Source organism: Mesorhizobium sp. CA4 (assembly GCF_020165075.1).
Taxonomy (GTDB): domain Bacteria; phylum Pseudomonadota; class Alphaproteobacteria; order Rhizobiales; family Rhizobiaceae; genus Mesorhizobium.
Genome location: NZ_JAIUHK010000016.1, coordinates 39,975 through 59,857 on the forward strand (window position 1 = coordinate 39,975; position 19,883 = coordinate 59,857).

Consider the following 19,883-nt stretch of genomic DNA (forward strand, 5'->3'; position numbering starts at 1 on the left):
GGAGTGAGATGGCAGAGCGCAAACCGATAGAAAGCGCGCCGAAGGACGGCTCGAAGGTCACCATCCTGTGGAAAGACAGCGACGGCGTCGTCAATGAATCCATCGGCCAGTATCGCGACGGCGGCTGGTGGGTCTACACCGACAGCGACACGCAAAAGAAGGTCGATCCGACGAGCTGGCGCCCAGCATCAGATGACGGCGACCAGTAGGCTGCCTGCAGGCTTCAAAGCGGGCCTCGACCGAAACAAGGGGACGCAATGAGGCAGAACACGCTCTATCTCATCATCGGGGCCCTGGTTGCGGCGATCATCGCGCTCGGCATCTATGTCTATCGCGAGCAGACCAGGCCGAAAGGCGTCGAGCTCAAGATCGACGACAAGGGCATTTCGATCCAGCAGAATTGACCATGGTGGCCAGCCGGGAGACCGGCGCCGTGAGGGGCTAGACCGGCTTTGCGAGACGACATTGCGCCGGGGGATTTCGGCCGGAGATACAGGGGCTGCGCGGGCTTGCCGTAGCCATCATCTCACGGCAACCTATGCGCTGGCGCTGGCGCCTTATCTGGCAAAAGCCGCGGGAGCAACCGTCCACCCGCGATGATACGGCGTCCCGCAGGCGATCGATTCGACAGCGAAGGATAGTGCGATGCCGTTGGATCTAGAAAATCCTAAGGGTTTTCAAAAGGCTGCATAAACCCTGCTTTAACCCGCCTTTAAACCGCCGCATCTACTCTGCAACCCGAACGCCATCGGCACCGGGGACAGACAAGCAAGAGCGCATGGCGAACCGCAGGGACAGTCGCATCGAACCGAGCTTCGAGGGATCGCCGCGCGCGAAATCTTCCGAGGGCTTTTCGGTCAGCGAGGAGGATCGCGTCGTGCCGCGCACCCGTAAATCCGCTGCGAAGGGAAGTTCCGCAAAGGCGAAATCACGCGGTCGCGGCCGCGATCGCAACCGGCGGGGCTTGCTCGGCATTGCCACCCGGCTGGTCTACTGGTGCTTCGTGCTGTGCATCTGGGGCGGCATCGCGGCGGCGGGCATCGTCATCTATTACGGCGCCAAGATGCCGGCGGCGACGACATGGTCGGTCCCGGACCGCGCGCCCAACATCAAGATCGTGTCGGTCGATGGCGCGCTGATCGCCAATCGCGGCGCGTCGGGCGGCGAGGCCGTCGGCCTGCACGAAATGTCGCCCTATATCCCGGAGGCCGTCGTCGCCATCGAGGACCGCCGCTTCTATTCGCATTTCGGCATCGACCCGATCGGCCTGTCGCGCGCCATGGTCACCAATTTGCTTGGCGGGCATTTTTCGCAAGGCGGCTCGACGCTGACGCAGCAGCTAGCGAAGAACCTGTTCCTGACCCCGGACCGCACGCTGGAGCGCAAGGTGCAGGAAGTGCTGCTCGCGCTCTGGCTCGAGCACAAGCATAGCAAGGACCAGATCCTCGAAATGTACCTCAACCGGGTCTATTTCGGCTCGGGCGCCTATGGCGTCGAGGCGGCCTCGCGGCGCTATTTCGGCAAGAGCGCGCGCGACGTGACGCTTTCGGAGGCCGCGCTCCTTGCGGGTCTGCTCAAGGCGCCGTCCAAGCTGTCGCCGGCGCGCGATCCCAAAGCGGCCGAGGAGCGGGCGCAGCTCGTGCTCGCCGCCATGCGCGAGACAGGCAAGATCAGCGACAAGGAATACAAGACCGCGCTGAGCGCGCCGGCGACGCGTGCGCCGTCCTACTGGACCGGCTCTGAGAACTATGTCGCCGACACGGTGATGGACGAGCTTCCCGACCTCGTCGGCGACGTGCGCGGCGACATCGTCATCAACACCACCGTCGACCTCAACCTGCAGAAGATTGCCGAACAGTCGATCCGCCGGCTGATCGATGAGAGCGGCAAGAAGCTCAACGTCACGCAAGGCGCGCTGGTGTCGATCGACGATTCGGGCGCGGTGCGCGCCATGGTCGGCGGCTATGATTATTCGACCAGCCAGTTCGACCGCGCCTCGGAAGCGCGCCGCCAGCCTGGCTCGGCCTTCAAGCCCTTCGTCTACATGGCGGCGCTTGAGGCCGGCCGCACGCCGGACAGCGTCCGCAACGACGCGCCGATCAAAATCGGCAAATGGACACCCGACAATTACGGCGGCAAATATTACGGCAAGGTCACGCTGGCCACGGCACTGGCCAAGTCGCTCAATTCGGTCGCGGCACAGCTCACCATGGAGGTCGGGCCCGACGCGGTGGTCGAAGCCGCGCATCGCATGGGCATCCAGTCGGACCTGCAGGCCAACACCTCGATCGCGCTCGGCACATCGGAAGTGACGCCGCTGGAATTGACGTCGGCCTATGTGCCTTTCGCCAATGGCGGCTACAAGCCGGATATTCATTTCATCCAGCGCATCACGACAGCCAACGGCAAGGTGCTCTACGAGGGCAGCACCGGCAGCGCGCCGCGCGTCATCAAGGCCGATATCGTCGGCATGATGAACTCGATGATGACCGGGACCGTCGAGGTCGGCACCGCCAAGAAGGCGGCGTTCAACTGGCCTTCGGCCGGCAAGACCGGCACCAGCCAGAATTCGCGCGATGCCTGGTTCGTCGGCTACACCGCCAATCTCACCACCGGCGTGTGGTTCGGCAATGACGACGGCAGCCCGATGAAGAAGGTCACCGGCGGCGCCTTGCCGGCGCAGGCCTGGCATGAATTCATGGTGGCCGCGCATGAGGGCGTGCCTGTCAGGCCGCTGCCCGGCACCTGGAAATCGACGCCGTCCGATACGATCGTGCCGGACGAGATCCCGTCGGCGGATGCCACGCAGCCGCCGCCTGCGCCGCCGGCCGCCGTCGGCCAGTCGGCGCCCGTCGCCCAGGCCCCTGCGCCCGCACGGCAGGCGCGTCCGGCCCAGACGGTCGATGCCGACGGCTTCGGCATGCCGAGCGATGGCGGCACCACCGCATCGGTCGGACATCCGGTGCCGCCCGGCGACGTCGGCGGTCCGAAGAAAAGGCGCCAGACCTCGATCCTCGATATTCTGGGCGGCGGTTAGACAATGGCAGGCGAACCGGCCGAGTCGACTGATGGGATAGGATACAAGCGTCTAAGCACGTGGCAGTGGCTCTTGCTGGCCGGGATGACGGTCAGTGTCGTGGCCATTCGACACCTGCCATATCTCTATTACCCCGATCCTCGATACCTCGATCAGGAAAGAGTCGGGGCGATATACGGCTCCGTCATCCTGGGCTGCCTTACGGGTTGGCCTGGGGCATTGCGCGCCTAGCCAGACGGTCGCGGGGAACTTTTCTAGTGGTGCTCTGGACGTTGTCGGGTCTGGTTTTTCTTCTCAATCTCGGCCTGCGTGCGGCGCGCCCGACTTGCTATTGAATGGCAATTGCCGGCCGATCTTGCGATCTCCTAGCGGCCTCTCGCCATTGTAACCATATTCGGCTAGATCACGCGCCGGAGACCGCGACATGGCCGAGACCGACAGCAGAAAAACCATCGTGCTCACCGGCGCCAGCCGAGGCATCGGCCATGCAACGGTGAAGCGCTTTTCGCGCGAGGGCTGGCGCGTCATCACCTGCTCGCGCCAGGCCTTTGCCGAGGACTGTCCATGGCCGGCCGGTCCCGAGGACCACATCAAGGTCGACCTCGCCGACCAGGAGGATGTCGGTATCGCCGTTTCGGAAATCCGTCACCGGCTGGAGGCGCATGGCGGACAGCTGCACGCGCTGGTCAACAATGCCGGCATCTCGCCGAAGCTGAAAGACGGCAGCCGCATGAATTCGATCGACACGCCTATGCATGTCTGGCGCGACGTGTTCCAGGTCAATTTCTTCGCGCCGATCATGTTGGCGAGAGGTCTGTTCAAGGAACTCGCCGCCGCCAAGGGCTCGATCGTCAACGTCACCTCGATCGCCGGCACCCGCGTGCATCCCTTCGCCGGCACGGCCTATGCCACATCCAAGGCGGCGCTCGGCTCGCTGACGCGCGAGATGGCGCATGACTTCGGCCCGCATGGCATCCGCGTCAACGCCATCGCGCCGGGCGAGATCGACACGGCGATCCTGTCGCCCGGCACCGACAAGATCGTCGAAACAATCCCGCTCAGGCGCCTCGGTGCCACCTCGGAAGTCGCCGACATCATCTTCTTCCTGTGTTCGGGCCAGGCGTCCTACGTGACCGGCTCGGAAATCCACATCAATGGCGGCCAGCACGTGTGATTGGCTGACGTCAAGCCATGGTGACAACAGCCTTGCCGCTGAAGCTGCGTTGCCGCAGAGCGTCCAGGGCCTGGCCGATGTCCGTCCACGGCACGGTCATGGCCACGCGCGTTTCGAGCCTGCCGGCCGCGACGAGATCGAGCAGCGCGGCGATGTCGGCGCCGATGGCTGAACCGGACGTGTAATAGGCGAAGGTCTGAAGCCGCGCGCCTTCGTGGCCTGGAACGAACTGGCGGAATCCGATCGGCGTGAGCTCGCCGCTGCTCGAGCCGAACATAACGATTGTCCCGCCGGGCGCGACGTGTTCGATCGCGTCGGCGAGGCTTTTCCCGCCGACCGACTCGGTGATCAATGAAAACGCTCCCTCGGTGAGTTCGATCGACTCGACGACCTGCTCGGCGCCCAGTTCGCGAAGATCATCGTGGTGCCGGGCCGAAGCGATCGCTGTCACCGAAGCGCCTTGCTCGCGGGCGATTTGAATCTGGAAGCGGCCGACCGCGCCGCTCGCGCCGGTGATCAAGACCCGCTGTCCGGTGAGATCGCCGCCATGGCGCAACATCCTGAGCGCCGTCGTACCCGCCACGGGAAGCGTGGCTGCGTCGGCGAAGCTGACCGCGTCCGGCACGACGGCGAGACGATCGGTCGGAACGGCCACCCGTTCAGCCCAGCCGGCCTGGTCGACCAAGGCCGCAACGCGCGTGCCCGCGGCCGGGCCTGAACCATCGGCGGCCGCGCGCTCGACAATGCCGATGATGTCCTGGCCAGGTATCCAGCCGTCGGGACGTATGCCGAGCAGGCGCAGCTCACCACGATTCAGCGAAGTTGCATGAACAGCCACCAATGCTTCATTTCCATTGCAGCTTGGCTCCTCGGCTCCGGTGAGCTTCAGCCGGGTAGGGCTGTCGGAAGAAATGGCGAGAGCGAGCACAGGCCCCTCCTTTCGAAATTGGCTTTGGGAGTCGATTGACGAAACGGCTGGAGCCTATCGACTTTCGCGCTTGAAAAATTTAGAGATAAAGCCAGATGATCGCTAAAAGACATCAAGGATGAGACAGCCGCTTCGCTGGCCCTGGCTGGATTTTGACGTCGACGACGTGGCCGCGCCGGCGATCGCCGTTGGCGTCGATGTCACAGAGACCAGGGCCGAGGTGCGCGAGCATTGGCATCGCAAGGGGCAGCTCGTCTTCGCGCTCGGCGGCGGCGTCACCTGTCGCATTCCGAGCGGGCTTTGGATGGTGCCGCCGCATTGCGGCGTGTGGGTGCCGAGCCGCATGGAACACAGCAACATCGCAACGGTCAATGCCCGGATTTTCTTCGTCTATATCGAGCCGGGCGCCGCCGACCTGCCGGATCGGTGCTGCACGCTTTCGATCTCGCCGCTGCTGCGCGAGCTGATCATCGAACTGTCGGACTGCGCGCCGGACGATGCGCGCGGCAACTTCCTGGGAAGCGTGCTGCTCGCCGAACTGCCGCGTATGCCTGTGCAGCAATTGCATTTGCCGATCTCGGCCGAGCCGCGGTTGCGGCGGATCGCCGAAGCGCTGGCCGACGACCCTGCCGATCGCAGCACGCTGGCGGAGTGGGCGGACCGCCTGGCGCTCAGCGAGAGCAGCCTGGCGCGCCTCGTCGTGAAGGAGACGGGCTTAAGTTTCGGGCGCTGGCGCCAGCAGCTGCATCTGATCGTGGCACTCAGGGAGCTGTCTTCCGGCGCCAGCGTGCAGCAGGTGTCGGGCGATCTCGGCTATGAATCGGTCACCGCCTTCATCACCATGTTCAAGAAGGCGCTGGGCAAGCCGCCGGCGAAATATCTCAGCGACATCGCGCAGAATGGCGGTTCCGCGTTCCTGGCCTGACTTCCATCAAGCGGGCTGCGGGTTGATCTCCATGGCAGGCCCGGCCGGATCCGTGGCCGTGCCGGTTACCACCTCGACGATGGCGCGGGCGATCTCGCGCTCGCCCATGATCACGATGTCGGCGCCGAGCCCTTTGAGGTGCTCGACCTCGGCGTCGGAATGGGCGCGAGCAATGACATCGATCGCCGGATTGGCCGCGCGAGCCCTGAGCACAACCTGCCCCGCCTCGAAAGCGTTGGGGATAGCGAGGATCAGCCGCTTGGCGCCCTCCGGATTGGCCGCTGCGAAGACCTCCACATTGGCGGCATTGCCGGCGATGGTCTCGAAGCCGTCGTCACGCAGCTTGGCCAGCGTCTTGTCGGCATCCTCGATGACCAGAAAGGGCAGGGCGGCTTCTTTCAACGCCGCGCCCACCAGGTTGCCGACGCGGCCGTAGCCGATCAGGATGGAATGGCCGGCAAGCGCGGTCTTGGGCGGCGGGCCATCTTCCTTGCCAGGAGCCGCCTGGAGCGACGCGACCTGGCCCGGCTCGGTCGCCGGGCCGACCGGCCTTTGCTCTTCGACCGGCGTGGCCTTGCCGGCGCGCCTTTCCAGGCACGGCTTCATCCAGTCGACAATGAGGAACATCAGCGGATTGAGCAGGATCGAGAGGATCGCGCCGGCGAGGATCAGGTCGCGGCCCTGCTCGGGCAACAGTTTCAGGCCGACGCCAAGCTCGGCCAGGATGAAGGAAAATTCGCCGATCTGGGCAAGGCTCGCCGAAGTCATCAGCGCGGTGGCGATCGGATAGCGGAAGGCGACCACGATGACGAAAGCCGCGATCGACTTGCCGATGATGATGATGGCCAAGGTGGCGAGGATCGGCAGGCCGTTGCTGATCAGGCTGAAAGGGTCGAACAGCATGCCGACCGAGACGAAGAACAGCACCGAGAAGGCGTCGCGCAGCGGCAGCGATTCTTCCGCCGCGCGGTGGCTGAGCTCGGATTCGCTCATGATCATGCCGGCGAAAAAGGCGCCGAGCGCCAGCGAGACGCCGAACAGCTTCGCCGCGCCGAAGGCGACGCCGAGCGCAATGGCCAGCACCGCGAGTCGGAACAACTCCCGGGAGCCGGTGTGGGCGACGTAATGCAGGATCCACGGAATGACCCTGCGGCCGACCACCAGCATGACGACGACGAAGGCGGCGACCTTGGCAAGCGTGACGCCGACCACGCCCCAAATGCCGTAGCTGGCGGGCAGCGAAAGCAGGCTCGCATGGTCGTCGACCTGCGGCTGCCCGCCAAGCACGCCGGCGAGCGCCGGCAATAGCACCAGCGCCAGCACCATAGCCAGATCCTCGACGATCAGCCAGCCGACGGCAATGCGGCCGCGCTCGGTCTCGATCAGCCGCCGCTCCTGCATGGCGCGCAAAAGCACCACGGTCGAGGCGACCGAAAGCGCCAGGCCAAAGACCAGGCCGGCGCCAAGCGACCAGCCGAGCAGCCAGGCAAGTCCCACGCCGAGCAAGGTCGCAAAGCCGATCTGTACGATGGCGCCCGGCACGGCGATGGCGCGGACGGACAGAAGGTCCTTCAGCGAAAAATGCAGGCCGACACCGAACATCAAAAGGATGACGCCGATTTCCGCGAGCTCGTTGGCGAGGCTGGCGTCGGCGACGAAGCCGGGCGTGTTCGGACCGACGAGGACGCCGGCGACAAGATAGCCGACGAGCGGCGGGATGCGGAACCGGTTGGCTAACGCCCCGAAGACGAATGCAAGCCCCAGACCGGCGACGATGGTGGCGATAAGGGGCGTGTCATGCGGCATTGTCTATGGAGCGCCTTTTCGAAAATTCACGAATGTCGGATGGGCGCCCGCCGAGGCCGTCGCCTTCGGCAATATGGTGGACGGAGCGGCGATGATGCAACCGCCGCCGCGCAGAATTCAGCGCTGGAGGCAGCGCACCGGAAAATCGGCGCCGCGCCGACAAAGAGACGGCTTCGGGCCGATCCAGCCTCGAAGCCGCTTTCTTTTCGCCGCCTTATGCGGCTTGCAACAGGTTCTCGATGTCGGAAATCGTGTGGTTGGTGAGCGTTTTGGGGATTTCCGCCTGCACCTTCTCGCCCACCTCCTTGTGCAGTTTCTGGCGCATCTCGCCAAGCACCTGCGGCGGCGCAATCAGCACGACCGCGTCGAACGCGCCGCGATGCGCAAGCTTGTAGAGCCGCTCGGCGATCTCGACGGCGAAGCGCTCCTTGCCGAGACGGTGCCAATCGGTTTCTTCGACGGCGCTGCGGGGACCCTCGTTGCTCTGGCGGCCCGGCTTGTCGCTGCCTTGCTCGCGCGTCGGGGGGTTCTCCTGCTCCATCTCCTGCACCACCTCCAGGTTCGGGAACTTGCTGTCGCCCTGGTTGCGCAGGAAGAGCGCCTTTTCGCCATCAGCCACGACGACCCACACTCCGTGTTTCAGCTTGACGCTCATGGCGTTCCTCCTTGCTTGCATTGTTGTCGATCGATGGAGCTTGGGATCGACAGGATGATCGCTAGGCAAACGAGCCGCGCAGCATGATGGTTCCGATCCGGGATGGCGTCCTCGACTGCTCCCGTCAGGCGAAGCCGGGGCGCCGACCAGCAAGGTCGGCTTTAATCTACTAAGTTAGTAGAATTTAGAAAAAACTGTTTTGCGGCCTTCCGTGCGAGGCGCTAAAAATTGCGACGGATCAAAGCCGTTTCCCATGCCGCTCTGGCGGTGTTGTTCTCAAACTAGAATTTTTTTCTCTTGCTCTTCGCGGCTGCGAAAAAGCGATTGCCTGCCGTTCGGCAGTGCGCGAGTGCTTGCCTTCTGGTTTTTGGCCAGCCCGCGTAAAACTGCCAAACTGTTCCAATATTGCTCGTCGCCATGTCGCAAGCCAATACCAAGCTCAATGCCTTTCCCGTCTTCATGCGGGTCGACGGCGAAGCCGTAGCCATTGTCGGCAATGGAGAGGAAGCGCTTGCCAAGGCCAGGCTCCTTGCGCAATCGAGCGCGGTGCTGCGCATCGTCGCCGACAATGCAAGTGGCGGGCTGCTGGATTTCATCGCATCGGTCGGCGCCGTTCACATCAACGCAGCCTATAAGGCCGTGCATCTCCAAGGCGCCGCCCTGGTGTTCGCTGCGAGCGGCGACGAGGCACTCGATCGCCGCGTAGCCGAAGACGCGCGCCGGCTGGGCATTCCGGTCAACGCCGTCGACCGTCCGGACCTCTGCGATTTCTTCACCCCGGCCTTGGTCAACCGCGCGCCGGTGGCGATTGCCATCGGTACCGATGGCGCCGGACCGGTTCTGGCGCAGATGCTGCGCGGGCGCATCGACCGCATGCTGTCGCCATCGCTCGGCCGGCTGGCGGCACTTGCCGCGTCGTTCCGGGCCGCTGCCGAGAGGCTGCCGAAAGGCAATCGCCGCCGCCGCTTCTGGAGCGATTTCTTCGCCGGCGCGCCGGCCAAGGCCATCGAAGCAGGCGACCTCGCCGAGGCGCATGGCGCGGCGCTCGACCTCTTGGCCCAGGATGCTCCGGTCGAGGGACATATCGCGCTGGTCGGTGCCGGTCCGGGCGCGGAGGATCTTTTGACTTTGCGCGCGCATCGCCTGCTGATGGACGCCGATGCCATCGTCTACGACGCGCTGGTGCCGGAGGCGATCGTCGCCATGGGCCGCCGCGATGCCGAGCGCCTGCCGGTGGGAAAACGCAAGGGCTGTCATTCCAAGAGCCAGGAAGAGATCAACGCGCTGCTCATCGAACTTGGCCGCGCCGGCAAGCGCGTGGTGCGGCTGAAGTCCGGCGACCCGCTGGTGTTCGGACGCGCCGGCGAGGAAATGGCGGCGCTGCGCGAGGCCGGGATCGCCTATGAGGTGGTTCCGGGCGTCACCGCCGCCTTCGCCGCCGCCGCCGATTTCGAACTGCCGCTGACGCTGCGCGGCGTTTCGTCCTCGATGGTGTTCACCACAGGCCACGACCTCAAGGGCAACTCGCTGCCCGACTGGGCAAAGCTTGCCATCTCCGGCGCGACGGTCGCCGTCTATATGGGCCGTTCAGTCGCGGCGGAAGTCGCGGGCCGGCTGATCGAGGCGGGGCTGTCGCCGGACACCGCGGTCGCCGTCGTCGAGAACGCCAGCCTCGCCGGCCGCCGCCGTTTCCACGGCACGCTTGCCGACCTGCCGTCGTTGGAGGCGCGCGCCGATCTCACCGGACCGGTGATGACGATCATCGGCGACGCCGTCGCCGGCGCCAATTTCGAACAATCCGAGCCGCTCGCGGCACATAGGCATGGGGGCGCGGCTTCAGCCGTGGCCGAAGGAGTTGAGCAATGAAGGTTCTCACCGCGAACAGGCTCTCCGACGGCATCGCCGTCTGGTACGCCGCCGGCGGCTGGGCGGAAACGGTCGGCCATGCTGATATCGCGTATGACAAGACGGCGGAGGACCGGCTGGAATCGATCGGCGCCGCGGCCGCCGCCAACAATGAGGTGGTCGACGTCAACATCATCGACGTTGCGATCGTCGACGGATTGGTCGAACCGGTGCGGCTGCGCGAAAAGATACGCGCCGCGGGCCCGACCATCCGCACCGATCTAGGCAAGCAGGCGAGCCCGCAACCGGCACGGGCGGCTTAAACCCAAGGAAAGCAACGGGCGGACGCGCCCGGAAAGACGAAGCATGTACCGTTACGACGAGTTCGACCAGGATTTCGTACACGCCCGTGTCGCCGAGTTCAGCGACCAGGTGCAGCGCCGGCTTGCCGGCGAAATCACCGAGGACCAGTTCCGGCCGCTCCGGCTGATGAATGGCGTCTATCTGCAGCTGCATGCCTATATGCTGCGCATCGCGGTGCCTTACGGCACGTTGAACAGCCGGCAATTGCGCATGCTGGCCCATATCGCCCGCAAATATGACAAGGGCTACGGCCACTTCACCACGCGCCAGAACATCCAGTTCAACTGGCCGGCGCTATCGGATATTCCGGCTATCCTGGCCGATCTGGCGAGCGTCGAGATGCATGCGATCCAGACCAGCGGCAACTGCATCCGCAACGTCACCGCCGACCATTTCGCGGGCGCCGCAGCCGACGAGGTCGCCGATCCGCGGCCCTATGCCGAAATCCTGCGCCAGTGGTCGTCCGTGCATCCGGAGTTCTCGTATCTGCCGCGCAAATTCAAGATCGCTGTCACCGGCGCCGAGCGCGACCGCGCCGCCATCCAGACGCACGACATCGGCCTGCATCTGAAGAAGAATGCCGCCGGCGAGCTTGGGTTCGCCGTGTATGTCGGCGGCGGCCAGGGCCGCACGCCGATGGTGGCGAGGAAAATCCGCGACTTCCTGCCGGAGGCCGAGTTGCTGTCCTACTGCACGGCTATCCTGCGCGTTTACAATCTCTATGGCCGCCGCGACAACAAGTTCAAGGCACGCATCAAGATCCTGGTGCACGAAACCGGCGTGGAGGAGATCACCCGTCAGGTCGAAGCTGAGTGGCAGGCGCTGAAGGATGCCGAGCTCAAGCTGCCTGAGGCTGACATCCAGGCCATCAACGCCTATTTCGCGCCGCCGGCGCTGGTTTCCCATCCGGAAGGCGATGATGCGGTGAAACAGGCAAGGCTCGATTCCAAGAGTTTTTCGGAATGGCTCGACCAGAATGTCGTGACGCATCGCCACCCCGACTACGCGGCGGTGACGATCTCGCTCAAGGGCATCGGCGAGGTGCCCGGCGACGCCACCGACAGCCAGATGGAAGCGGTGGCCGACATCGCCGAGAGATACGCCTTCGACGAGCTGCGCGTCAGCCATGAGCAGAACCTTATCCTGCCGCATGTGGCGCGCGCCGATCTCAAGGCAGTCTATGACGCGCTGGTCGAGATCGGCCTGGCAACCGCCAATTCCAATCTGATCAGCGACATCATCTCCTGCCCGGGCCTGGATTATTGCGCTCTGGCGACGGCGCGCTCGATTCCGGTGGCGCAGGAAATCTCGCGCCGCTTCGCCTCGCTGGAGCGCCAGCGCGAGATCGGCGAATTGAAGCTGAAGATCTCCGGCTGCATCAATGCCTGCGGCCACCACCATGTCGGCCATATCGGCATTCTTGGCGTCGAGAAGAAAGGCACCGAGCTCTACCAGGTGACGCTTGGCGGTTCGGCCGACGAAAATACGTCCGTCGGCGAGATCATCGGCCGCGGCTTCTCCTCGGAAGAAATCACCGATGCCATCGAGCAGATCGTCGATACCTATCTCGGCCTTCGGCTCAATCCCGACGAACGTTTTATCGACGCCTACCGCCGTGTCGGTCCCGCGCCGTTCAAGGAGGCGCTCTATGCCGGCGAAACCAAGGCCGCTTGACCGCACCGGCAGCGTGGAGACGGGCGTCGCCGCGGAAGCGGCGGGGCTCGACGCGCTGCACGGCCATCTAAAGCCGATCGAGATCATCGAGCGCGCGGCGCGTGATCTGTTTCGCGGCGAGGTCGCTGCCGTGTCGTCCTTCGGCGCGGATTCGGCGGTGCTTCTGCACATGATTTCGGAGATCGACCGTTCGCTCCCTGTCATCTTCCTCGATACCGGCAAGCATTTCGAGGAGACGCTCGGCTATCGTGATGCGCTGGTGGCCGATTTCGGCCTGACCGACATAAGGGTGATCAAGCCTGAGGAGGCTGCGCTCGACCGTGTCGATCCGACCGGCCGGCTGCACGAGACCGACACCGATTCCTGCTGCAATGTGCGCAAGGTCGAGCCGCTGGCGCGCGGCGTCGAGCCGTTCCGCGCCTGGTTGACCGGGCGCAAGCGCTTCCAGGCTTCGACGCGCGCGGCACTGCCCGTCTTCGAGGCCGTTGGCTCGCGCATCCGCATCAATCCGCTGGCGCATTGGACGACACCGGACCAGGCAGACTATATGCGCGCGCATGCGCTGCGCGAAAATCCGCTGGTCGCCTATGGCTATCTCTCGATCGGCTGCTTCCCTTGCACGCAGCCGGTGCAGCCCGGCGAGGACGCGCGCAGCGGCCGCTGGGCGGGGCACGCCAAGACCGAGTGCGGCATTCATTTGTCGGGGTTAGAGAAGTCGCTGACCGACGCCTCACTTTAGGGTATATCGCTATTCACGGTATGCCGGTCCGCAAGCGGCTTTCGGTTGCTGGCGGCCCTGCCGCTTCGCCTCGAAATCTTTGGGACTTAGGAATTTTGATGACTGGATCGACGACGGCGGGGACCCGCCTCTGGACCCCGGGCGGTTTTCGCGAGGACGAGTGGACGCACGCCGAAAGCGCCGAGGCGCTTGCCGGCAATGGCCGTTTCATCCTGCCGCTGCAGGCTTTTCTCGGGCTGGATGAAGAAGTCCGCAAATCCGCCAAGGAGCGCCTCGGGGTGTTGCTGCAGCCCGGCGACGAACTCGACAAGATAACCGGCCTGCTGGATCAATTGTCGCTGGTGGCGCTCGCCTTCCCGGCCTTCAATGACGGCCGTTCTTTTTCCAAGGGCGAATTGCTGCGGACCCGGCATCATTTCAAGGGCGCGGTTCGCGCCACCGGCCAGGTTCTCGTCGACCAGCTGCCGCACATGCTGCGGCTCGGTTTCGACGAATTCGAGGTCTCCAATCCGGTGCTGTTGAAGCGCCTGGAGGAAGGGCGGACCGGCGGACTGCCGGTGTACTATCAGCCAGCAGTGGAGGCGGAGCCCAAGGGGCCGAAATATTCCTGGCGGCGCAAGCGCCCCGGCTGACCCCCCGCAAGAGTATCGCCTTGGTCCGACCAGCATCGCGTATTTTGCCGGTCAACTCGGCCCAGAATAGGGCTGGAACGCATGCTGCCTCGTTCTGGTCAGACCACTTTGGCGGTTCAAGCTTTCCCTTCTGCCGACCTGCCCTTAGGATGGGGCACGTTATTTCCGGTCGTGAATAATCGGCAGCTAAGGGAGGAAAGCATGGCAGGCAAGAAGATATTGATGCTCGTTGGCGAGTTCAGCGAGGAGTACGAGATTTTCGTCTTCGAACAGGCCATGCACGCGGTCGGGCACACCGTCCATGTCGTGTGCCCGGACAAGAAGGCCGGTGACGTCCTCAAGACCTCATTGCATGACTTCGAGGGCCACCAGACCTATACCGAAAAACTCGGCCACGACTACATCCTCAACAAGACCTTCGCCGAAGTGAACCCTGCCGACTACGATGCGGTCTATGCGGCGGGCGGGCGCGGACCTGAATATATCCGCATCGACAAGCGCGTGCAGGCGCTGGTCAGGCATTTCCATGAGACCGGCAAGCCGATCTTCACGATTTGCCACGGCGTGCAGATCCTGATCGCGGTCGACGGCGTTGTGCGCGGCAAGGAAGTGGCGGCGCTGCATTATTGCGAGCCGGAAGTGACGCTTGCCGGCGGCACCTATATCGATGTCGCCCCGACCGGCGCGCATGTCGATGGCAATCTGGTTTCAGCCAAGGGGTGGCCGGGCCTTGCCGCCTTCATGCGGGAATGCCTGAAGGTGCTTGGCACTGAGATCCGCCACGGCGAAGCGCTGATGCGTGACGACCGCAACGCGGCCTGAAACTCGTCAATTGCGGCGTGCGGCTATTGAGGCCGCCCGCCGCCCGCATTCTCGGCCTCGGCATCGTCGAGGCGGTCCAGCAAGTCGCTCAGCCGCCGGGGCATGTCCTTTTCCAGGCGAAATGCCGGCAAGGTGCGCAGAAAGCGCTTGGTCGCTTCGCTGCCCGCCTGTCGCCTGATGTCGTTGGCCAATTCGGCGTGCCTGTGGCCGTTGTTGCCGTTCATCGTCCCAAAATCCTGTGTCGGCTTCGAAACTCTTCCAGCCCGCCTATGGTTCCCGCAAGCGCATCTGAGGGCAAGCAAAGCCGCGTGATACGGTAAAATTTGAATTAATTTAGAACGATGGCCGGACATCCTCGGCCAGCGCTTACCCCTTGATTTTTGCCCTCCAAACCTCGATATCGGGCGCAAATCCACACCAATCCGAATGACGGGAAACGCGATGAGCGACCAGGCAAAAGACGAACGCACGCCCGAAGATATGGAAGCCACCGCCCAGCCTTCCGGCGAGCGTGCGGAAGGTGGCGTCGACGGCGACTACGAGGCGCTCGTGCGGCTGCTGAAGGAAAACGAGGAACTGAAGGACCGTGCGCTGCGCGTGGCGGCCGAAATGGAGAATTTGCGGAGGCGCACCGCGCGCGACGTTCAGGACGCCCGCGCCTACGCCGTCGCCAATTTCGCGCGCGACATGCTGTCGGTTTCCGACAATCTGCGCCGCGCGCTCGATGCGATCCCTGCCGAGGCGAAAGCCAGCGGCGACGCCGGGTTCAAGGCGCTGATCGAAGGTGTCGATCTTACCGAACGCGCCATGCTTTCGGCGCTGGAGCGCCACGGCGTGAAGAAACTTGCGCCGGAAGGCGAGAAGTTCGATCCGAACTTCCACCAGGCGATGTTTGAGGTACCCAATCCGGAAGTTCCGGCCGGGACCGTCGTCCAGGTGGTGCAGCCGGGTTATTCGATCGGCGAACGCGTGCTGCGGCCGGCGATGGTCGGCGTCGCCAAGGGCGGTCCGAAGGCGGCCGCCGAGGCGAAGGTCGAGCCGGGCCCGGTGAACGAGCAGGCCGAGAAGGATGCGTGAGAGTGAGTAGCGAATAGGGAATAGTGAGTAGGGGCTGATATTTATCTGCGGCTTCGTGCTATTTCCCTACTCATATTCGCTACTCACTACTCGCTCAGCCATGAATCCCATCGCGTTGCTCGACTATGCCGGCGTCGCCGTCTTTGCGGCGACGGGCGCGCTTGCCGCATCGCGTAAGGAGCTCGACATTATCGGGTTCCTGTTCCTGGCCAGCGTCACCGGCATCGGCGGCGGGACGCTGCGCGACGTCATCCTCAACCTGCCGGTGTTCTGGGTCGCCAACAGCGGCTATGTGCTGATCTGCGCCGTGGTCGCGGTGCTGGTGTTCTTCAGCGCCCATCGCTTCGAATCCCGCTACAAGCTGCTGCTTTGGCTCGATGCCATCGGCCTTGCCGCGTTCTCGGTGATGGGCGCGGCGAAGGGGCTGGCGATCACCGGCTCTCCTGTCGTGTCGGTCGTCATGGGCGTGCTCACGGCGACCTTCGGCGGCATCTTGCGCGACCTGCTTGCCGGCGAGCCTTCGGTGCTGCTCAGGCCCGAGATCTATGTCACGGCCGCCCTTGCCGGCGCGACGATCTTCACCCTAGGCGATCTTGCCGGTCTGCCGGCCGTGGCGTCCAGCCTGCTCGGATTTGCGGCTGCGTTCCTGGTGCGGGGCGGCGCGCTCAGGTTCGGCTGGTCGTTTCCGGCCTATAAGAGCCGGCCGGGGCGAAGGCCGGAAGATATTCCCTGAGGGAGCGAGTGGTGAATAGTGAATAGTGAATACATATCGGTGCGGTGAACCAGCTTCGCTGGCTACTACCATTCACCATTCACCATTCACCATTCACTGGAATCACGCCGCGAAGCGCTGCCCTTCACCGCCATAGTAGTTGACGTACCGGGCGCCGATCTCCTTGACCGGCATGACGACGAAGACGTCGACGGTGGAGAATTCGTGGTCGATGACGCAGCCGTCGCCGATGCGGGCGCCGACGCGCAGGTAACCCTTGACCAGCGGCGGCATGGCGGCGATCGCCGCCTTGGTGTTCACCGCCTCGATCGGCATCAGATCCATGGAGCAGTAGCGTCCCGGAACCGCGCGAACATCCCAAGCGGAGTTGGTGCGGCAATGATGAGCGAGATAGGTCAGCGCCTCGGCATGCGCAGCCGGCACGATGCCATGGAAGGAAGCACAGCCGGTCATCACGCCGATGCCGTAGTGATTGATATAGGCCCAGATGCCTTGCCAGAGCGCCTCGATGGTGCGCTTGGAGCGGTATTCCGGCAAAACGCAGGAACGGCCGAGCTCGAGGAAGCGCTGGCCGGGATGCCGCGCGATCAGCTTGGTGAGCTCAAACTCGCCCTCGGAATAGAAGCCGCCGGCGGCGGTGGCGATCTCCTGCCGCAGCAAACGGTAGGTGCCGACGATGCGGCGATGCTCGGGACCGGGAAGGGAGGTATCGAACACAAGAAGGTGATCGCAGAGCGGATCGAAACGGTCGGCGTCGCGCCGGTCCTGGAACAGATCCTTCCTCGCGCCAAGTTCGTCATAGAATACCCGATAGCGGACTTCCTGGGCGGCGGCGATCTCGGCCTCGTTGCGGGCAAGCCGCACTTCGAGATTGCCGATGCGGCCCAGCGGAGCACCGCTTGCGACGGCGTCGGCGCTACGGGCAGCGAGCAAGGCGCCGCCAGCATTCGGCCGAGTGTCACATTCAGGCACGACTGTATGCACGAGTGATTCTCCTTCGAGCCATCCCTCTTGGCACGGGGATACGGTGTAGGTGCAACAGGATTGTGACAGTACCGTGATACGGCGTGGCGGGCAATACTTTGTCGGCTGGGCAATACTCTCAACCGGCTATCTTGTGGCCGCGAAAGCCAGGTAAGCCAAGGCGTTCAAGGGTTAAAAATTTCCTCAGGCGGCAACCTGGCCCTCGACCGCCTGGACGAGCGCGGCCGGGTCGAGCGGCTTGGTCACGAAACCGCTGGCGCCATGGGCGAGGACGGCATGCCGGGTCTTTTCCTGGCTGTCGGCCGAAAGCACCATGATCGGAATAGGCGGCATGGCCAGCGACTCTTCGTGGCGACGGATGGCGGCGATCGCGTCGAGCCCGTCCATGACAGGCATATGCAGGTCCATCAGCACCACATCAAAGCGGAACTTGAGGCCGGCATCGGTAACGGCATCGACCGCGGCCTTGCCGTTGCCGACGATCTTGACGCGATGCCCGGCCTTGAGCAGCGTCGCGCGGGCCAGCATGGCGTTGATGTCATTGTCTTCTGCGATCAGCACCGACAGGCCCTGATTGCGCTTGCGCGCCGAGGAAGTCTCGCGCGGCGCCGGCCGTGGCTGGGCGAGCGCGGAGCCATGGCTGGTCAACAGCACCCGCAGCAGGGTCTCGCCGCGCACGGGTCTCGCAAGGAAGGTGGCGTAGCCGCTGGCGCGGAATTCCCCAAGCATGCCGCGGTCGGTCGGCGCAATCAGGGTGATGGCCTCGCAGTCGACAAAGCCCGAGTCACGCAACCGCTTGAGCAGTCTGCCGTCGCTGTTTTCAAGTGCGGCGTCGATCAGGAGCACGTTGCAGCCGGCGGCGAGGGCAGCGGCCTGGCTTGGCGTCGCCGCGATCTCGACAATGCCGCCATGGGCTCTGATCGCGCGGGCGATGGCATCGGCCTCGGTGGCGTTTTTCGACACGATCACCGCCCGCCGGTCGGCAAGGATGTTGTGCCGATGCGGCGGCGGCTCGGTTGCCGCGACCGCCGGAAGCTCGAGGACGAATTCGGATCCTTCGCCGAGCCGGCTCGAGACCGAGATCGTGCCGCCCATCGCCGTCGCCAGCCGCTTCGAGATGGCAAGTCCGAGGCCGGCGCCGCCATGCACCCTCGTCGAGGTGCCGTCGGACTGCTCGAACTCCTCGAAAATGCGCTCCATGTCCTCTTCGCGCAGGCCCGGGCCGGTGTCGGCGACGGTGAAGCAGATGCGGTCGGTGGTTTCGGTGCGGGCGCGCGCCACGGTGAGCAGCACGCCGCCCGTATCAGTGAACTTCACCGCATTGCCGATGAGGTTGAGCAGCACCTGGCGCACGCGGCCGGGGTCGGCGGTGATCATCTGCGGCACGTCCGGCTCGACATGGCAGCCAAGGCCGATGTTCTTGGCGAAGGCTTTTGCGGCCAGAAGTTCGATGATGTTGTCGGCGATTTCGCGCAGCGAGGTCGGCTGCGGCTCGGGCTCGAAGCGGCCGGCCTCGATTTTGGAATAGTCGAGCAGGTCCTCGATGAGCGCGAGCAGCGCGCTGGCCGAGGTGGAAACGGCGCCCACATAGGTGCGCTGTTCGGGCGAAAGGTCGGTATCGGCAAGCAGCTTCGCCATGCCCATGATGCCGTTCATGGGCGTGCGGATCTCATGGCTGACGGTGGCGAGGAAGCGCGACTTGGCCTGGCTGGCATATTCGGCCCGCTCGCGCGCGGTGATCAGCGAGGATTCGGCGCGCTTGCGGGCGGTGATGTCGCGGGCGATCGCCCGATGCGAGACCGCGCCCGTGTCCTTGTCGCGCACCGACAATTCGATCCAGGAGAACCAGCGCGGCCCGTTCGGGGTGCGGATCGCGACATCGGTGGAACTCAGGCATTCATGATCGGAGAAGGCGGCGTCGGGAACGACGCCGACATCGATGCCAAGCTCGGACAAGGTCTTGCCGGCAAGATCGCGCGCATCGAGCTCGACAAGCGAGGCAAAGACGCTGTTGGCATAAACGATATGGCCGTCGCGGTCGCGATGGACGACGAGGTCGCCAAGCGCATCGATCAGGCCGCGGAAGCGCTCCTCGCTTTCCTGCATCTCCCACATGCGGTCGGCGAGGGTTTCGATCTCGGCGCGGCTGCGGGCGGCGGTCTCGTCGAGCAGTGCTGCGGTGCGACGCTCGTCGCGACGGCTGCGCAGATGCATGACCAGGCCCGCAAAGGCTATGGCGGCGAGGCCGGCGGTGACTATGAGCGGCGCTCCGGTGAGATGCGCGAGCCCCGCCATGAAGGCGATGGCGACGATCGTCAGGAACGGCAAGCCTTCGTGGCTGGCCGTGGGCAATTCGGGAGCCAGCGGCGGCGCGACAAGCACCTGCCGCTTCGGCGCATCGGGGATGAGCCTGTCAGCGCCCGCGGCTTTGCTGTCCTGTCTGATGTCGGAGTCCGCGACCATGCGCAAACCATGCCAGACAGAAATTA

General features: G+C 64.5%; 19 protein-coding genes. 13 read left to right on the top strand and 6 right to left on the bottom strand.

Going from position 1 to position 19,883, the window contains the following annotated elements; genetic code table 11:
- The first annotated feature begins 8 nt into the window (after positions 1–8).
- From LB528_RS15010 to LB528_RS15025, 4 genes are all read left to right on the top strand, one after another.
- The gene (locus LB528_RS15010) at positions 9–209 is read left to right on the top strand and encodes a hypothetical protein (protein WP_224715365.1); all 201 of its coding nucleotides are present in this window, start codon (positions 9–11) and stop codon (positions 207–209) included.
- 48 nt (positions 210–257) lie between these two features.
- Positions 258–404: a hypothetical protein gene (locus LB528_RS15015; RefSeq protein ID WP_224513783.1), complete on the top strand. Its 147-nt coding sequence runs from the start codon at positions 258–260 to the stop codon at positions 402–404.
- Between the two features lie 374 nt (positions 405–778).
- Positions 779–3,037: a transglycosylase domain-containing protein gene (locus LB528_RS15020; protein WP_224715366.1), complete on the top strand. Its 2,259-nt coding sequence runs from the start codon at positions 779–781 to the stop codon at positions 3,035–3,037.
- Between the two features lie 424 nt (positions 3,038–3,461).
- On the top strand, positions 3,462–4,211 hold the full coding sequence (locus LB528_RS15025; RefSeq protein ID WP_224513785.1) for an SDR family NAD(P)-dependent oxidoreductase: 750 nt from the start codon (positions 3,462–3,464) through the stop codon (positions 4,209–4,211).
- Between the two features lie 10 nt (positions 4,212–4,221).
- On the opposite strand, the gene LB528_RS15030 is transcribed toward LB528_RS15025, so the two are convergent.
- Positions 4,222–5,139, bottom strand: a complete 918-nt coding sequence (locus LB528_RS15030; protein ID WP_224715367.1) for a zinc-binding dehydrogenase — start codon at positions 5,137–5,139, stop codon at positions 4,222–4,224.
- Between the two features lie 118 nt (positions 5,140–5,257).
- Between LB528_RS15030 and LB528_RS15035 the strand changes: the two genes are divergently transcribed.
- On the top strand, positions 5,258–6,064 hold the full coding sequence (locus tag LB528_RS15035; RefSeq protein WP_224715368.1) for an AraC family transcriptional regulator: 807 nt from the start codon (positions 5,258–5,260) through the stop codon (positions 6,062–6,064).
- A 6-nt stretch (positions 6,065–6,070) separates the two neighbouring features.
- Here LB528_RS15035 and ybaL read toward each other — a convergent pair whose 3' ends face one another.
- Both ybaL and LB528_RS15045 read right to left on the bottom strand, forming a co-directional pair.
- On the bottom strand, positions 6,071–7,870 hold the full coding sequence (gene ybaL, locus LB528_RS15040) for a YbaL family putative K(+) efflux transporter (protein WP_224513788.1): 1,800 nt from the start codon (positions 7,868–7,870) through the stop codon (positions 6,071–6,073).
- A gap of 214 nt (positions 7,871–8,084) precedes the next feature.
- A complete protein-coding gene (locus LB528_RS15045; RefSeq protein ID WP_224715369.1) occupies positions 8,085–8,525 on the bottom strand; it encodes a host attachment protein in 441 nt (146 codons plus the stop codon).
- 417 nt (positions 8,526–8,942) lie between these two features.
- Here LB528_RS15045 and cysG point away from each other — a divergent pair, with 417 nt between their 5' ends.
- The 6 genes from cysG to LB528_RS15075 all read left to right on the top strand — a co-directional run bounded on the left by cysG (position 8,943) and on the right by LB528_RS15075 (position 14,600).
- Positions 8,943–10,391 carry a siroheme synthase CysG gene (gene cysG / locus LB528_RS15050; RefSeq protein ID WP_224715370.1) on the top strand — a complete coding sequence of 483 codons (1,449 nt, stop codon included), beginning with the start codon at positions 8,943–8,945 and terminating at the stop codon, positions 10,389–10,391.
- Positions 10,388–10,693 carry a DUF2849 domain-containing protein gene (locus LB528_RS15055; protein ID WP_224715371.1) on the top strand — a complete coding sequence of 102 codons (306 nt, stop codon included), beginning with the start codon at positions 10,388–10,390 and terminating at the stop codon, positions 10,691–10,693. Before cysG ends, LB528_RS15055 begins: the two co-directional genes overlap by 4 nt.
- 43 nt (positions 10,694–10,736) lie before the next feature.
- Complete coding sequence (locus LB528_RS15060) at positions 10,737–12,407, top strand: nitrite/sulfite reductase (protein WP_224715372.1); 1,671 nt, start codon at positions 10,737–10,739, stop codon at positions 12,405–12,407.
- Positions 12,382–13,146 carry a phosphoadenylyl-sulfate reductase gene (locus LB528_RS15065; RefSeq protein WP_224715373.1) on the top strand — a complete coding sequence of 255 codons (765 nt, stop codon included), beginning with the start codon at positions 12,382–12,384 and terminating at the stop codon, positions 13,144–13,146. Before LB528_RS15060 ends, LB528_RS15065 begins: the two co-directional genes overlap by 26 nt.
- A gap of 98 nt (positions 13,147–13,244) precedes the next feature.
- Positions 13,245–13,778 (top strand): DUF934 domain-containing protein, encoded by a 534-nt coding sequence (locus LB528_RS15070; RefSeq protein WP_224513799.1) that lies wholly within the window; start codon positions 13,245–13,247, stop codon positions 13,776–13,778.
- A 201-nt stretch (positions 13,779–13,979) separates the two neighbouring features.
- Positions 13,980–14,600 (top strand): DJ-1/PfpI family protein, encoded by a 621-nt coding sequence (locus LB528_RS15075; RefSeq protein WP_224715374.1) that lies wholly within the window; start codon positions 13,980–13,982, stop codon positions 14,598–14,600.
- 23 nt (positions 14,601–14,623) lie between these two features.
- Here the strand turns inward: LB528_RS15075 and LB528_RS15080 are convergent, their stop codons facing one another.
- A complete protein-coding gene (locus LB528_RS15080) occupies positions 14,624–14,824 on the bottom strand; it encodes a hypothetical protein (RefSeq protein ID WP_224715375.1) in 201 nt (66 codons plus the stop codon).
- Between the two features lie 217 nt (positions 14,825–15,041).
- Here LB528_RS15080 and grpE point away from each other — a divergent pair, with 217 nt between their 5' ends.
- Complete coding sequence (gene grpE / locus LB528_RS15085; protein ID WP_224715376.1) at positions 15,042–15,677, top strand: nucleotide exchange factor GrpE; 636 nt, start codon at positions 15,042–15,044, stop codon at positions 15,675–15,677.
- A gap of 100 nt (positions 15,678–15,777) precedes the next feature.
- Positions 15,778–16,410 carry a trimeric intracellular cation channel family protein gene (locus LB528_RS15090; RefSeq protein WP_224513804.1) on the top strand — a complete coding sequence of 211 codons (633 nt, stop codon included), beginning with the start codon at positions 15,778–15,780 and terminating at the stop codon, positions 16,408–16,410.
- A 102-nt stretch (positions 16,411–16,512) separates the two neighbouring features.
- Here LB528_RS15090 and LB528_RS15095 read toward each other — a convergent pair whose 3' ends face one another.
- Entirely contained in the window at positions 16,513–17,394 is an 882-nt protein-coding gene (locus LB528_RS15095) for a GNAT family N-acetyltransferase (RefSeq protein ID WP_224513806.1), read from the bottom strand.
- Between the two features lie 183 nt (positions 17,395–17,577).
- The gene (locus LB528_RS15100) at positions 17,578–19,857 is read right to left on the bottom strand and encodes a PAS domain-containing sensor histidine kinase (protein WP_224715377.1); all 2,280 of its coding nucleotides are present in this window, start codon (positions 19,855–19,857) and stop codon (positions 17,578–17,580) included.
- Between the last annotated feature and the right edge of the window lie 26 nt (positions 19,858–19,883).